This window comes from Tropicimonas omnivorans, from assembly GCF_031846565.1.
GTDB classification, from domain to species: Bacteria; Pseudomonadota; Alphaproteobacteria; order Rhodobacterales; family Rhodobacteraceae; genus Tropicimonas_B; species Tropicimonas_B omnivorans.
In genome coordinates, this window is record NZ_JAVRHL010000002.1 from 285,131 (window position 1) to 299,066 (window position 13,936).

At 67.7% G+C, this 13,936-nt stretch carries 13 protein-coding genes; 1 reads left to right on the forward strand and 12 read right to left on the reverse strand.

Annotated features, from left to right (window positions below):
* Positions 1 to 3: 3 nt before the first annotated feature.
* The 4 genes from RM543_RS06700 to RM543_RS06715 form a co-directional block, all read right to left on the reverse strand.
* Positions 4 to 1,446 (reverse strand): type II and III secretion system protein family protein, encoded by a 1,443-nt coding sequence (locus RM543_RS06700; protein ID WP_311690122.1) that lies wholly within the window; start codon positions 1,444 to 1,446, stop codon positions 4 to 6.
* A gap of 204 nt (positions 1,447 to 1,650) precedes the next feature.
* A complete protein-coding gene (gene cpaB, locus RM543_RS06705) occupies positions 1,651 to 2,487 on the reverse strand; it encodes a Flp pilus assembly protein CpaB (protein WP_311690123.1) in 837 nt (278 codons plus the stop codon).
* A 106-nt stretch (positions 2,488 to 2,593) separates the two neighbouring features.
* Positions 2,594 to 2,764 carry a hypothetical protein gene (locus tag RM543_RS06710; RefSeq protein WP_311690124.1) on the reverse strand — a complete coding sequence of 57 codons (171 nt, stop codon included), beginning with the start codon at positions 2,762 to 2,764 and terminating at the stop codon, positions 2,594 to 2,596.
* A 160-nt stretch (positions 2,765 to 2,924) separates the two neighbouring features.
* Positions 2,925 to 3,122, reverse strand: a complete 198-nt coding sequence (locus RM543_RS06715; protein WP_311690125.1) for a Flp family type IVb pilin — start codon at positions 3,120 to 3,122, stop codon at positions 2,925 to 2,927.
* Positions 3,123 to 3,494: 372 nt separating this feature from the next.
* On the opposite strand from RM543_RS06715, the gene RM543_RS06720 reads away from it, so the two are divergent.
* Complete coding sequence (locus RM543_RS06720) at positions 3,495 to 4,406, forward strand: lytic transglycosylase domain-containing protein (RefSeq protein ID WP_311690126.1); 912 nt, start codon at positions 3,495 to 3,497, stop codon at positions 4,404 to 4,406.
* Here the strand turns inward: RM543_RS06720 and RM543_RS06725 are convergent.
* From RM543_RS06725 to dprA, 8 genes are all read right to left on the reverse strand, one after another.
* Positions 4,403 to 5,434 carry a lysylphosphatidylglycerol synthase transmembrane domain-containing protein gene (locus RM543_RS06725; RefSeq protein WP_311690127.1) on the reverse strand — a complete coding sequence of 344 codons (1,032 nt, stop codon included), beginning with the start codon at positions 5,432 to 5,434 and terminating at the stop codon, positions 4,403 to 4,405. The two genes, RM543_RS06720 and RM543_RS06725, sit on opposite strands and share 4 nt — an antisense overlap.
* Positions 5,435 to 5,567: 133 nt before the next feature.
* Positions 5,568 to 6,194 (reverse strand): CoA transferase subunit B, encoded by a 627-nt coding sequence (locus RM543_RS06730; protein WP_311690128.1) that lies wholly within the window; start codon positions 6,192 to 6,194, stop codon positions 5,568 to 5,570.
* 19 nt (positions 6,195 to 6,213) lie between these two features.
* On the reverse strand, positions 6,214 to 7,248 hold the full coding sequence (locus RM543_RS06735) for a PAS domain-containing protein (protein ID WP_311690129.1): 1,035 nt from the start codon (positions 7,246 to 7,248) through the stop codon (positions 6,214 to 6,216).
* Positions 7,249 to 7,270: 22 nt separating this feature from the next.
* Positions 7,271 to 7,966 (reverse strand): CoA transferase subunit A, encoded by a 696-nt coding sequence (locus RM543_RS06740; protein WP_311690130.1) that lies wholly within the window; start codon positions 7,964 to 7,966, stop codon positions 7,271 to 7,273.
* Between the two features lie 129 nt (positions 7,967 to 8,095).
* The gene (locus RM543_RS06745; protein ID WP_311690131.1) at positions 8,096 to 8,971 is read right to left on the reverse strand and encodes a hypothetical protein; all 876 of its coding nucleotides are present in this window, start codon (positions 8,969 to 8,971) and stop codon (positions 8,096 to 8,098) included.
* Positions 8,964 to 9,641, reverse strand: a complete 678-nt coding sequence (locus RM543_RS06750; RefSeq protein WP_311690132.1) for an FkbM family methyltransferase — start codon at positions 9,639 to 9,641, stop codon at positions 8,964 to 8,966. The genes RM543_RS06745 and RM543_RS06750 overlap by 8 nt, the downstream gene beginning before the upstream one ends.
* Before the next feature lie 84 nt (positions 9,642 to 9,725).
* Positions 9,726 to 12,500 carry a type I DNA topoisomerase gene (gene topA, locus RM543_RS06755; RefSeq protein WP_311690133.1) on the reverse strand — a complete coding sequence of 925 codons (2,775 nt, stop codon included), beginning with the start codon at positions 12,498 to 12,500 and terminating at the stop codon, positions 9,726 to 9,728.
* A 141-nt stretch (positions 12,501 to 12,641) separates the two neighbouring features.
* Positions 12,642 to 13,814, reverse strand: coding sequence for a DNA-processing protein DprA (gene dprA / locus RM543_RS06760; protein ID WP_349254811.1), 1,173 nt, complete (start codon positions 13,812 to 13,814; stop codon positions 12,642 to 12,644).
* Between the last annotated feature and the right edge of the window lie 122 nt (positions 13,815 to 13,936).

A 13,936-nucleotide genomic window follows, 5' to 3' on the forward strand; every position in this document is an offset into this window, starting at 1 on the left:
CGCTCACTCCATCACGTAGCCGTAAGAGCCGCTGAAATCCTGCCGGGCGACCTCGCCCGCGCCCCCGGTGATCGGCCGGCGCGTGGCCGCGTCCTTGCCGCCCAGGAACAGTTCGCGTTCGGTCGGCGGGCGAACCCGGTCGGTCGGCAGGGCCAGCGTGTCGCCCCGTGTCGGCGTGACGAGATGAGCCGAGACGACGATCACGAGTTCCGACTGGTTGCGCTGGTAGGAGGCGGAGCGGAAGAGCGCGCCGAGGACGGGAATGTCCCCCAGCCACGGCACTTCGGAGGTGCTGTCCTGGAAATCGTCCTGGAGCAAACCGGCGATGGCGAAGCTCTCCCCGTCCAGAAGCTCGACCGTGGTCGAGGTGGACCGGGTCCGGAAGCCGTTCACGGTGAAGCCTGCATCGGTATAGCCGATGGACCGGTCGATCCCGCTGACCTCGGCGGAGAGTCGCAGGTTGATGTTGCTTCCCGTGACCCGCGGGGTCATCTCCAGCTGGATGCCGAACGGCTTGTATTCGACCCTCACGTTGCCGTCCGCATCGGCCGTCGGGACGGGGTACTCGCCGCCGGCGAGGAAACTGGCGGCCTGGCCCGAGAGCGCCGTGAGATTCGGCTCGGCGAGGGTGCGCACGAAGCCCTTGCTCTCCAGCGCCTCGAGGAGCACGGCGAATTCCACGTTCCCGGCACCCACGCCGATGGAGATCGCGCCCTGCGTTCCGTTGCCGAGCTGGGTTCCGGTGGCGGAGCTGCCGTCGAACAGGTTGCCGAAATTGTCACCCGCCACGTAGGTGCCATTGCCGCCAGCAACGCCGACATTGCCGTCCGAACTGATGCCGTTGACCGCCAGGCTCGCTGACAGGCTCTTCGAGACCGAGCGGTTCATCTCGGCGAAGCGGACCTTCATCATCACCTGCTGCGTGCCGCCGACGTTCATCAGGTTGGAGATGCGGCCCGGCGCGTAGCGGTTGGCAAGATCGATGGCGCGGTCGATGATCTGCGCGCTGGACACGGTTCCGGACAGGACCAGCCCGTCATTGGCCGGTCGCACCTCGACCGGCTCGCCCGGCAGGACCTCTCGCAGACGCTCCTTCAACTCGGAGACATCCGCCGTCACCACGACCTCGACATTGGTGATCAGCGTGCCGTCGGGGGCGAGCAGGGTCAGCGTGGTCCGCCCCGGCGTCTTGCCGAGGACGTAGATCGACGTCTCGCTCAGGGTGGAGATGTCCGCGATACCAGGATTGGCGATCGACAGTTCGGCGAAGGGCCGCTGGCTTTCGACAACGACGGCGCGGTTGATCGGGACGTTGAGCGCGCGCTGGAGGGTGCCGCCCTGGATCTGCAGCGCCTGCGCGGAGGCCACGCCCGGAGCCATCACCAGTGCGCCGGCGGCGAGGGCGAGGCCGAGACGGCCCGCCCTGTACATGCTCGTGAAAGCCATAGTGATCCGCCTCTCGATCACGCGAAAAAGGGAGCAGGTCTTTTGCCTGCTTTGTCCCGAGGCTGCGCGCAAAACGATTTGCATGCAACAATCAGGGAGTTGGGAGGCGGAGTTTATGTCCCTGCGGCAACACCCCGGGCGGGCTCGCTGCGAACGTGCCTCGCCTCGTGCTGCCGTGTTCCCCGGCCCGGGCGATGCCGTTCGTCAGTTGGTACAGGGGATCGGTTGTTGCACGACCTCGTTGCCGCGGCGGACTTTGGTGGTACAGACCCGCTCAACCTCTTCCGGCGGGGGAGGCAGTTCCTCGACGATGCCGAGCAGCGTCTTCTGATCCACCTCGATCACGTCTGCGACAGTCGTGTCCTCGGCGCCGACGAGGGACAGGACCAGACGGCCCGTGCTCTGCGCCTGGGCGAGGGAGGCGACCTGTTGCGGAGAGGCCTCGACCGTCACGGTACGGGCGATGACAGGAGAGGTGCGGCCGGTATCGGACGTCTGGTCGACGGCGATGAGCTTCACGCCGGTCTCGATGAGCTTCGTCACACCGCGATTGCCGGAGGTCCCGGTCCAGTAGATGTCCACCCGGTCGCCGGGGCGAAGGAAGCCGGAGACGCCGGAGGACACGTCCACGCTGATCGCAAAGGCGCGCTTGCCACGCTCGAGGCGGGACGTGATCCCGGCATCTTCGCCCGGCTCGGTGATCCGCGCCGCGAGCACCGGCTCGAACGCCTGCATCGCACTGACGACATAGCGCGCGGCCTCGCCTTCGGGGAACAGGGCGTCCATCTCCGTGAAGGCACCTTCTGGCAGGCTGTCCTTCTGCCAGACGACGGTCTTCACGTCTTCTTCGGTCAGTTGCTCGCCGTATTTCTTGTCGGCGGAGGTCACGATGACGCTCACCGTCGCCGGCATGTCCCGCTGGGCGGCGAGAAGCGCGTCGCGCTCGGCGCTCATGTTGGCGATGAAGCCCTGGGACAGGTATACCGCGAACCCGGCAAGGCCGAGCCCCGCGAGGAGAACGAGAGCGAAGACGATACGCATGGATCCTGTTCCTTTGCTGGTTGCGACGCCGGGGCGTTTGATCGGAGGCGACGAGTGGAGGTCCCGTGGCCGGGGGGCCCCGTCGTCTCCGAGGCGGAGAGGGCGATCAGACGCCGGCGAGAAGTCCGGCGATCTTCGTGATGAAGGGGGACACGCCGGTGGTCGCCAGGATTGCCGCGCCGATGCTCATCACGATGATGGCTCCGGTCAGCACGACCCAATCCACCGTCACTGCGCCGGTGTCGTCTCGCAACGTTTTCAATAGCCACAGTTTCATGGCTGCTCCCTGCAACGGCCGGAACCGCGTCATGCGGGCTCTAAGAGCGGACCGGCTTCGCGCGTGATATTACGGAAGAAGGCCGCCGCGCATGTTTCGGCGCAGCGGCCTCTGTTTCGTCCGTGCGGACCCGGGGCCGCACGGTGAAGACGTCCGAGACTTACTCGCCGTCGCCGATCGATCCGGCGGTCGTCAGGTCGGCTTCGATACCATCGCCGAGCGTGTCCACGCCGGTCGAGACGACGGTCAGAACGGCAATGCCGATGCCCACGATGGCGGCGGTCAGGACGACCCAATCGACGGTGACGGCACCATCTTCGTCGGCGCGGAAGGTCTTGATCATGTTGACGAGTTTCATATCGGTAATCCTCAGTTTTCGGTCGCGTGGTTGCTCGATGCTACGGTGCCTCGGCGGTGTCGGTGCCTGAGCGGTTCTCTCTCAACCGCCTCGGTGTCCGTCTTGGCATGGCGCCAATAAGCCCTTGGATTGAGGCGCGACTTTGTCGTCTATCCGTCCATTTCTTAGCCGCGGGAGTAAAACCCGAAATATCGGCTAAGTAGCTGTTTATAATGGATAGATAGGCGCGTCTGGGCGTCAGGCGGCGAACCGAGCGGTGCAAATTGGCAAGATTCTGTCGCGAATCCGGGCCTGTCGCCTCTTTTGGCTGGCTTGGCGGTGGCGACTCGCGCGACCTTTCCTCCGATCAGTTTCCCCAAAAAGGAGGGGCCCATGTCGCCACTCCACACCGCCTGGCCCATCGCGCTGATCCTCTGCGCGGGATCCGTGGCCGCCGAAGACGCCGCAGGGACACCTCCGCAGCCCCTCGTTTCGGATGCCGCCGCCCCGCCCGCGCCGCCGCCCGCGCCGAAGGACTTCACCTTCAAGCGCGTGCGAGTGGGCACGCCCGTCGCGGGGCGGCGCATCACGATCCAGATCGACCCGGAGGAGCAGCGCGCGCTTCTGGCCGCGCGGCCGGCGATGCCGGAGAAATCGGCGGTCGGCGACGCCGCGGCTCCCGGCACGCTCCCGAACGCGGATGCGCCAGCGGCCCATGCGTGGTTCTGGACGCAGCTGTCCCCCGGCTTCGACGGCATCGGCCCCGGCCGGCTCGATGCGGCTCTCGCCGCGCTCGACTCCACGCAAGGCTCGTCCGTGCGCCGCCCGCGCCTTCAGCATCTCCAGACCATCGCCGAGCGGCACGGGACGGACATCCTGCGCGCCACCATCGGCACGCAGGTCTCCCCCGCCTTCGCGCTTGCGGTGATCGGGGTGGAAAGCGCTGGCCGGACCGATGCCGTCTCCCACGCCGGCGCGACGGGGCTCATGCAGCTCATGCCGGACACCGCGACCCGCTTCGGCGTCGCCGATTCCCGCGATGCCGGCGAGAACATCCGCGGCGGCGTCGCCTATCTCGACTGGCTTCTGTCGGAGTTCGGGCGCGATCCGCTCCTCGCGCTGGCCGGATACAATGCCGGCGAAGGCGCGGTGAGGGAGCATGGCGGCGTGCCGCCCTATGCGGAGACGCGGGACTACGTGCCGAAGGTGCTGGCGGCGTGGAGCGTGGCCAAGGGCCTGTGCGTGACACCGCCGCTCTACATCTCGGATGGCTGCGTCTTCCGCGTCTCCGCGGCGGGTGGCTAGCGGGTCGGAAGGGCCTGGGCCTCGCGCTCCCGCTTGATCCGGCGCGACACGCGCTCCGCGTAGGGCAGCACGACGAGGCCCATCAGCACGGCGAACCACATGGTGGTCAGGCGGATCACGGCGGTCGCGGCGATGGCCGGACCCATGGCGACGCCCTGCAGCCGCATCAGCGCGATCATCGACGCTTCCGCGCCCCCGAGACCGCCCGGCGCTCCGGTCAGGCCGCCGGCAAAGGTTGCGAAGACGAATATGCCGATGGCGGAGGGCAGGCCGATATCGGCGCCGATCCAGGTCAGGATGAGATAGAGCTCAACCCCCTCGATGGCCCATCCGATCGTGCCGTAGAGCACGCCCGGGATGAAGACGCGGGGAGAGGAGAAGCGCTGGAGGGAGCGGGCGGCGGAGCGGGCGCGGGCAAAGAGACGCGGGCGGACGGCAAGGATCCGGTAGCTCCACGTGACCAGCCCGCCGATCACCGAAGGCCGCGTGAGCACCACGGCCACGATCGCGGCAATGACGGCGGCCGGCACGGCACCGGCCATCCCGGCGGCGGACAGCGCCAGCATGCCCGCGAGGATGAGCGCCATCGCGGCAAGGTCGGCGGCGCGATCCACGAGGATGAGCGGCGCGGTACGGTCCATCGACCATCCCGTCTCCCGCGCGAGCCAGCGCAGCCGGATCACCTCGCCGAGACGGCCGGGCGTCACCGTCATCGCGAGGCCGCCCGCGAAATGGCGCGCATCGCGTCGGCGGCCCCTCGGCAGCCCGAGCGCGCGGCTGAAGACGTACCACCTGAGGCCGCGGAAGATGTAGTTGGCCACGGTGAGGCCCAAGAGCGCGGCGATCTGCCAGAACTCCAGCTTTCCGAGCTGCGCGAAGGAATCCTCCCAGCCGGTCGCCGTTGCCATCGCGACGAATCCCGCGATGACCGCTCCGACGAGGACGATCGTGATGATCGTCGTTCCGGCGCGGCGGATGCCGAAGCGGCCCCGTGGGCGGGGCTTGAGATCTTGCGGAGGCGTGGTCATCGGGCGGATCTGTAGCCGGGAAGCGGCCATGGCTCCATATGTCGCGAACGTGCGCCCGGCGAAAGGTCAGCGGGCGCGTGCGTTCGGACCGCAGGCAAATCGGCCACGCCGCCCGAAGGCGGGGTGCGGCGGGTCAGATGATATGCGCTTCCGTGGCGGCGCGGATGTCGTCCTCGGTCACGCCGTCGGCGGTCTCGACGATCTTCAGCCCGCCCTCGACCACATCGAGCACGCCCAGGTTCGTGATCACCCGGTTCACGACGCCTGTGCCGGTCAGGGGCAGCGTGCACGACTTGAGCAGCTTGCTCTCGCCGGCCTTGTTCTGATGGTCCATCACCACGATCACGCGGCGCACGCCGGCGACGAGGTCCATCGCGCCGCCCATCCCCTTCACGAGCTTGCCCGGAATCATCCAGTTCGCGAGATCGCCGTTCTCCGCGACTTCCATGGCCCCGAGGATCGCCATCGCGATCTTGCCGCCCCGGATCATGCCGAAGGAGGTCGCGCTGTCGAAATAGGCGGTCTTGTCGATCTCGGTCACGGTCTGCTTGCCAGCGTTGATGAGGTCGGGATCCTCCTCGCCTTCGATCGGGAAGGGGCCCATTCCGAGCATCCCGTTCTCCGATTGCAACGTCACCTCGACGCCGTCGGGAATGTAGTTCGCCACCAGCGTGGGGATGCCGATGCCGAGATTGACGTACATCCCGTCTTCGAGTTCGGCCGCGGCGCGGGCGGCCATCTGATCGCGGTCCCAGGGCATGGGATCTCCTACCTAGTCGTTACTTTGTCTTCATGGGGTCGACATCGGGAATGTCGATCGTGACGATGGTGCCGTTCGCGCCGCCGGAGACGTCCAGCGATCCATCCACGCTCTCGACCAGCCCCTGGACGATCCGTCCCCCGAGAGAGCCGGGCGTGGGCCATTCGGTTCCCTCGGGAAGTCCGGCGCCGTCATCTGAAATGGTCAGGCGCATGCCGGTCTTGCCTAGCGTGAGGGAGCGAACCTCGACGGTGCCGGACTCCTGCTCCTTGAAGGCGTGCTGAAACGCGTTCGTCAGCGTCTCGGAGAGAATCAGGCCGATCTGCGTGGCGGTGTGCAAGGGAGCATCGATGGGCTCGATCTCGACGAGGATCCGGACCCCGGGCCGACCGTCCAGATGGCTGATGGTGTTCGCAACACGCGACAGGTACGCGCCGAGGGGGATCGTATCCTCGTTGCTGCTGCTGCCGGCATTGGACATCTCCTCGTACAGAAGCTGCAGCGTTTCCACGCGCCGGGCCAGCTCACCGAAGTCCTCCGGGTCGGACGCGTCGCGCGATTGCATCCGGATCATGCCGATGATCATCGACAGGTGGTTCTTGACCCTGTGCTGGATCTCCTGAAGCTGGTTGTCGATGGAGGTGTCCCGCGCGTCGCCCTGACCGGTAATCTCCGCCTGGAGGCCGATGAAACAGGCGTTGCTCGTTCCGTCCCTGTCACGTACCGGCGTGATGTGAAGCCGGTTCCGGAAGCGGGTGCCGTCGGCCTTGTAGTTCCACAGCTCGACGGAGACCTCTTCCGCGGCTTCGATGGCGCGGGCGACCTTGGCGACCTCTTCGGGTTCGGTGTCCTCGCCCTGGAGGAACCGGCAGTTGCGGCCGACAACCATCGTGCTGGTGTAGCCGGTCAGCGTCTCGAAAGCCCGGTTCACGTAGACGAGGGGATTGTCGTCCCGCGACGGGTCGCTGATCACCATCGCGAGGTTGGAGCGCGAGAAATGGTCCAGCGCATCAGCTTCGCTGATCGAATTTCCGTCGGATCGATGCTGCGTCATGGGCCGCTCCGTCGTCGCCGGATCATGCCGCGCGGGTCGTGCGCTTCTCTATCCGCTTCTCGTGATCGCCCTGTATCAGGCGGTGGACATAGATGCCGGGCAGGTGGATCTCGTCCCCGTCCAGCTCGCCGCGCGGCACGATTTCCTCCACCTCGGCAACGCAGACGCGTCCACACATGGCGGCCGGTGGATTGAAGTTCCGCGCGGTCTTGCGGAAGACGAGGTTTCCGGTCTCGTCGGCCTTCCACGCCTTTACGATGGCGAGGTCAGCGAAGATCCCGCGCTCGAGGATGTAGGTCTCCCCGTCGAAGTCCTTGTGTTCCTTGCCCTCGGCGATCTGGGTGCCGACGCCGGTCTTGGTGTAGAAGCCGGCGATGCCGGCGCCGCCGGCGCGCATCCGTTCGGCAAGCGTGCCCTGCGGGTTGAACTCGAGCTCGAGTTCGCCGGACAGGTATTGCCGCATGAACTCGGCATTCTCGCCCACGTAGGAGCTCATCATCTTCTTCACCTGCCGCGTCTCCAAGAGGATGCCGAGGCCGAAATCGTCCACACCGGCATTGTTCGACGCGACGGTCAGGTCCTTCGTTCCCGCATCGCGGATTGCCGAGATCAGGAGTTCCGGAATGCCGCAGAGGCCGAACCCGCCCGCCGCGATGAGCATCCCGTCGTGAAGGAGGCCGTCGAGCGCGTCGAAGGCGGTGTCGTAGACTTTTTTCATTCCGCGTCCCTTGAGCTTGCCGCAGGCGGCATATTCACAGCGTCGCCGAGCCAAGTCAACGACGGCCCCCGTTTGTTCGCCGGGGCGGCATGGTCCCGTGCGGCGCGGGCGATAAGCTCTTCCGCGGGCTCAGAACACACCCTCGTACCGGCTGGGCAGGCGGCGCAGGCGTTTGTTGTCGCGGTGATGCAGGATGTAGAGGTCGTCGTGCATCTTCTTGAGTTGCATCGCGTTGCGCATCATCCCCGGCTTCTCGATCCTGGCGAGTTCCTCGTCCATCGTATCGCGTCGGTAGAGGGAGAGGTGGTCCCCCTCTGAGCGCCATGTCCGACCGCCGAGGCCGGGGATGAGCCCGCCCGTCGCATCGTCCGTCACGAGGTCCAGCCGCGCGTCGGCGCGCGCACGGTAGATGCCCTCGTCGAAGAGGCGCAGGTGGAAGAGCGTGAGCGCGGGATCGAGGACGTGCTTGCGATTGCAATTATGTCCGCCGGACCCCCAGCGGATCGGTTCGGACACGATGGCGGGCTTGGCGTACCAGGAGGTGAAGGCGAAGTAGCGCCGCTGCCCGAGGATCGGCCGGGCCGGATCGTAGGGCAGGGGCTCCCGGTCCGGGACATGGACGAGGTCCACCCCCATCGGCGCGACGACGGGGTCGGTCAGCCCGCAGATATACTCCACCGGGGAGGCCGCGACGTCCGGATCGACGGTGATGATCTCGTCCACATCGGTGTAGAGCGCCCGGCCGAACTGGTAGGTCAGGCCGCTCACGATCTGGGAAACCATGCGCCAGCGCAGCTGCTCGCTCTCCGGGCTCGTCTCGGGGCGGCGGATCCGCATCGTGTTGCACCCCTCCGCCATCGCCTCGAAGCGCTCGTAATTGGCATGCATCAGCACGAAGATGTTGGATCGCGGCAGGAAACGGGTCCAGTGGCGCAGGAAGATGTCGAGATAGACGTCGTCGTCGTACACCATGGTGACGACGGCGAGGGGCGGCATGTCAGTCACGGGAGGGCCTTCGGAAGATCGCGACGCGCGGCTTGCGCCCCGCTTCGATGTCGGGATGGAGGCCCGCGCCGATGAGGGCGGCGAAGAGCGCGCCCATCCGTGCAAGGCCTCCGGGAGTGGGGTGCAGTTCCATGATCACGAGGTCGAGCGGCGCGAGGTCCATCGCGGGGACGATTTCGTGCTCCGCCCCTTCGATGTCGCACAGAAGCACGTTCGCGGCGCTCTCCCGGACCAGATCGTCGATGCCGATCAGCGGGATGGAGACGGTTTCGGTGAGGTTCGGGGTCTCCGGATCGAAGGAGGACGCCCAGAAGTCGCTCGAGAGGTGGAAGGGCGCGGTGCCGCCGCCCTCGGCGGCGACCGCGCCGATGCGCAGGTCGATCCCCGGGCAGTCGTTTATCCGGTGCGTATGCCGGATCGTGCTCTCCATCGCCGGGTTCGCCTCGATGCTCGTGACGCGGTCCGGCCCGGTGATCCGTGCGGCAGCGACGCCGATCACGCCGCAGCCGGCGCCGAGCTCGAGAACCCTGTCGCCTGAGCGGACGAGATCCGCGACGGCCTGACGTTCGGGCCGTTCGTAACGTCCCCTGCCCATCGCCCGCCGAAGGGCCGGGCTGAAGGTGTCGTACGGATCCTCGACCCGGATTCCGTCCAGATCCCACGTGTCCATGTTGCCTCGATCAGCTCATTTCGATCCGACCCTGCGGCAAGGCGGTGCTCCCATGCAAGCCGCAGGGACCGCCTCGCCCGGATCTCACTCGTCCGACGGCTTCTCCGCGGCGGGCTTCTTCGCCGCCGGCTTCTTCGCGGCGGGTTTCTTGGCCGCCGTGGACTTGGCCGCCGCGGTCTTCGTCGCGGATTTTGCGGCAGGCTTCTTCGCGGCCGGCTTCTTCGCTGGCGCCTTCTTGGCCGCGGTCTTTGCGGGGGCCTTGCGCTTGGTGCCCTTCTTGGCCGCCTTCTCGGCGATCCATTCGAGCGCCTGTTCCATGGTCACGTCCTGCGGATCGGTGCCCTTGGGGATGGTGGCGTTGACCTTTTCCCACTTCACGTAAGGCCCGTAGCGCCCGTCGAGCACCGCGATCGCACCGCCATCGGGGTGATCGCCCAGCTCCTTCAGGGGTTTGGCCGCCGCGCGGCCCCGCCCGCCGCGGCCGGCGGCCTTCTGCGCCAGCACTTCGACGGCACGGTTCATCCCGATCTCGAAGACTTCCGACACCTCGGGCAGGTTCGCGTAGAGCTTGCCGTGGCGGACGAAGGGCCCGTACCTGCCGATCCCTGCGACGACCATCTCGCCGTCCTCCGGATGGGGGCCGACCTCGCGCGGAAGGTTCAGCAGCATGACCGCCTTGCCGAGGTCCATGTCCTCGACGGCCCAGCCCTTCGGCAGGGAGGCGCGCGGGGGCTTCGGTTCTTCCTCCGTCGGCTCGCCGCGTTGGACGTAAGGGCCGAAGCGCCCGTCCCTCAAGGTGATCTTGTCGCCCTGATCGTCGCCCAGGTACTTGCCGTCCGGACCGATCCCGCTCTCCTCGGTCCCCGGAGGGCCGAAGGGACGGGTGTACCGGCACTCCGGGTAGTTCGAGCAGCCGATGAAGGCGCCGCCGGAACGCGCGGTGCGCATCGAGAGCCTGCCCGCGCCGCAATTGGGGCAGAGGCGCGGATCGGTCCCGTCCGCGTTCGGCGGGAAGAGGTGCGGCTCGAGGACCTCGTTGATCTTGTCCAGCACTTCCGTGATCCGGAGTTCGGAGGTCTCCTCGATCGCGGCGTGGAAATCCTTCCAGAAGTTGGTCAGCACATCCTTGTAGTCGGCCTCGCCGGCGGAGACGTGGTCGAGCTGATCCTCGAGTTCGGCGGTGAAGTCGTACTGAACGTAGCGACGGAAGTAATTCTCGAGGAAAGCGGTCACGAGCCGGCCCTTGTCCTCGGGAATGAGCCGGTTCTTGTCCTTCCGGACGTATTCGCGGTCCTGGATCGTCGTGACGATGGAGGCGTAGGTGGAGGGGCGGCCGATCCCGAGCTCCTCCATCCGCTTCACCAGCGTCGCCTCGGTGTAGCGGGCCGGCGGCTGGGTGTGGTGCTGCAGGCCGATGACGGAGGCGTCGTCGGACAGGACCGCGGCCGCGTGGGCCCGCGCGGCCCCGTCGCCAGAGCCGCTCTCGGGCCGTGCCTTCTCGAACGCGGCCTCCTGCGCGCCCTTCGCGCGGGCGAGCGTATCGCCCTCGGTCAGCTGCGGCAGCCGCTTGTCGTCGCCCTCGACCGGCTCGTCCCGCCCCTCCTCGTAGACCTTCAGGAACCCGTCGAAGAGGATCACCTGGCCCGTCGCGCGGAGGCCGACCTGTTTGTCCGCGCTCGCGATCTCCACCGTGGTGCGCTCGAGCCGCGCCGCTTCCATCTGGCAGGCGATGGTGCGCTTCCAGATCAGGTCGTAGAGCTTGCGCTGGTCCGGCTCGGAGATGCGCACCTTGTCGGGCCGCGCCATCATGTCCGTCGGCCGGATGCACTCGTGCGCCTCCTGCGCGTTCTTCGCCTTGTTCTTGTACATCCGCGGGGATTTGGGGACGTAGCTCTCTCCGTACATCTCCTTGATCGCGTCGCGGGCGGACATCACCGCCTCGGGCGCCATGTCGATCCCGTCCGTCCGCATGTAGGTGATGAGACCGGCCTCATAGAGACGCTGCGCGGTGCTCATCGCGGCCCGGGCACCCATGCCGAACTTGCGGGATGCCTCCTGCTGCAAGGTGGAGGTCATGAAGGGCGCCGAGGGGTTTCGCGTCGCTGGCTTGGCCTCGACGCTCGCCACCTTGAGATCGCGGGAGGAGACGGCCTGTACCGCCATCTCGGCATCGGTCGCGTTGCCGAGGTCGTACCGGTCCAGCTTCTTGCCGCCGAGAACCGCCAGGCGCGCTTCGAACTCCTGGCCGCGCGGCGTCGTCAGGCCGGCGGCGACGGACCAGTATTCGCGCGGCTGGAACGCCTCGATCTCCATCTCTCGCTCGACGATGAGCCGCAGGCAGACCGACTGCACCCGCCCGGCGGACTTCGCCCCGGGAAGCTTGCGCCAGAGGACCGGGGAGAGGTTGAAGCCGACGAGATAGTCCAGCGCGCGTCGGGCGAGGTAGGCATGGACCAGCTCCATGTCGACCTGCCGCGGGTTCTGCATCGCGGTCGTCACGGCGTTCTTCGTGATCGCGTTGAAGACGACGCGCGCCACCGGCGTGTCCTTCTTCACCGCGCGGCGGCTCGTGAGCGCCTCCAGGAGGTGCCAGGAGATCGCCTCGCCCTCGCGATCGGGGTCAGTCGCGAGGATCAGCTCGTTGTCGTCCTTGAGCGCGTCGGCGATCGCCTTGACGTGCTTCTTGCTCTCGGTCGCGACCTCCCACCGCATGTCGAAGTCGTGATCGGGATCGACCGATCCGTCCTTCGGCGGCAGATCCCTGACGTGACCGTAAGAGGCGAGGACGGTGTAGTCGTTGCCGAGATAGGTGTTGATTGTCTTGGCTTTGGCCGGAGATTCGACGACGACGACTGGCATTGCGGATCAATCCTGCGGGGGCTTTGCGAATGGCGGCGGACCATGTGGCGGCGGCGGCCTCCTTGTCAATGCGATGACTGGCGCCGCCGCCGGTGCGATGACTGACGCCCGTGCCGGTGCGATGACTGGCGCCGGCGCCGGCTAGGCCTTGCGCCGGGCGAGAAGGCCGCCCGGGAGACGCTCCACCTCGCCGCCGAGCTCCAGCGCCACCAGCGCGGCGCCGACCTGCCGCGCGGACAGGCCGAGATCCCGGATCACCTGATCCTCTGCGACGGGGGAGGGGCCGAGGAGGGCCAGGATGCGCTCCCGGACCGCGGCCTCGCCGGAATCGGGGGTCTGCCGGGCGACCGGGGGGGCGGGTTCAGCCCTATCGGCCCCCGCCATGCCCTCGTCCCGGGCCGTCTCGCCCGCCCGGCCGGATAGCGGGGTCAGCGCCTCCACGACGTCCTCGACCCGCCGGATCAGCGTCGCGCCCTCGCGGATGAGCAGGTTGCAGCCCTCGGCCCTGCCGTCGAGCGGGTGGCCGGGAACGGCCAGGACGTCCCGCCCCAGCTCACCGGCATTGCGCGCCGTGATCAGGCTGCCGGACCGCGCCGCCGCCTCGATCACGAGAACCGCCTCAGGGAGCGCCGCCACCAGCCGGTTGCGGCGCGGGAAATGCCGTGCCTGGGGCCGCATGCCGCACGGCATCTCGGACAGGATGAGGCCGGAGGCCGCGATCTGGTCCGTCAGCTCCGCATTCTCCTTCGGGTAGACCACGTCCACCCCGCCGGCAACGACCGCAACGGTCCCCGTCCGCAACGCACAGCGATGGGCCTCTGCGTCGATCCCGCGGGCAAGGCCGGACACGATGGTCAGGCCCTCCGCCGCAAGCTCGCCGCACAGCTTCCGTGCCATGCGCAGCCCGAGGGACGACGCGTTCCGCGCGCCGACAACGGCCAGGGAGGGCCGGAAAAGGCTGGGTATTCCGGGACCGCGGGCCCAGAGCATCGGCGGCGCTTCGGCGAGATCGGCCATTCCCGTGGGCCAATCCGGATCGCCCTCGTGGATCAGCCGGGCGCCGGCGGCATGGCCGGCCTCCAGCTCGGCCTCGGCCTCGCCGCGGGAGCAGAGGCGGTACTCCTCCATGCCGGCCTTCCGGGCGATGCCGGGCAGGGCGTCGAGGGCGGCGTGGGGATCGCCGCCGCTCTGATGCAGGAGCCGGCGGTAGGTCTTGGGTCCTACGCGCCGGGAGCGCAAGAGACGGAGGCGCGCCAGCCTATCTCCTTCCGGGGTGGGTGGTGCGAGGGGGGGTGGGGAAGAAAACAAGTCCATCCGGCGCTCCCCGTCTCTTGCGGGTACAGGGCTAGCGCGATTCCGGTTAAGCCAAAGTTAACGTCAGCCGGATTCCGGACTGCCGCCCGCCATTCCCCAGGGTCCTTTCCGCCGACGTCCCT

Excerpts from the sequence above, each read along its gene's own strand:
- RM543_RS06725 (WP_311690127.1), bottom strand. The coding sequence starts at position 5,434 with ATGACCACGCCTCCGCAAGATCTCAAGCCCCGCCCACGGGGCCGCTTC.
- RM543_RS06700 (WP_311690122.1), bottom strand. The coding sequence starts at position 1,446 with ATGGCTTTCACGAGCATGTACAGGGCGGGCCGTCTCGGCCTCGCCCTC.
- RM543_RS06710 (WP_311690124.1), bottom strand. The coding sequence starts at position 2,764 with ATGAAACTGTGGCTATTGAAAACGTTGCGAGACGACACCGGCGCAGTG.
- RM543_RS06735 (WP_311690129.1), bottom strand. The coding sequence starts at position 7,248 with ATGACGCAGCATCGATCCGACGGAAATTCGATCAGCGAAGCTGATGCG.
- topA (WP_311690133.1), bottom strand. The coding sequence starts at position 12,500 with ATGCCAGTCGTCGTCGTCGAATCTCCGGCCAAAGCCAAGACAATCAAC.
- RM543_RS06720 (WP_311690126.1), top strand. The coding sequence starts at position 3,495 with ATGTCGCCACTCCACACCGCCTGGCCCATCGCGCTGATCCTCTGCGCG.
- RM543_RS06730 (WP_311690128.1), bottom strand. The coding sequence starts at position 6,194 with ATGCCCTGGGACCGCGATCAGATGGCCGCCCGCGCCGCGGCCGAACTC.
- RM543_RS06750 (WP_311690132.1), bottom strand. The coding sequence starts at position 9,641 with ATGGACACGTGGGATCTGGACGGAATCCGGGTCGAGGATCCGTACGAC.
- dprA (WP_349254811.1), bottom strand. The coding sequence starts at position 13,814 with ATGGACTTGTTTTCTTCCCCACCCCCCCTCGCACCACCCACCCCGGAA.
- cpaB (WP_311690123.1), bottom strand. The coding sequence starts at position 2,487 with ATGCGTATCGTCTTCGCTCTCGTTCTCCTCGCGGGGCTCGGCCTTGCC.
- RM543_RS06740 (WP_311690130.1), bottom strand. The coding sequence starts at position 7,966 with ATGAAAAAAGTCTACGACACCGCCTTCGACGCGCTCGACGGCCTCCTT.
- RM543_RS06715 (WP_311690125.1), bottom strand. The coding sequence starts at position 3,122 with ATGAAACTCGTCAACATGATCAAGACCTTCCGCGCCGACGAAGATGGT.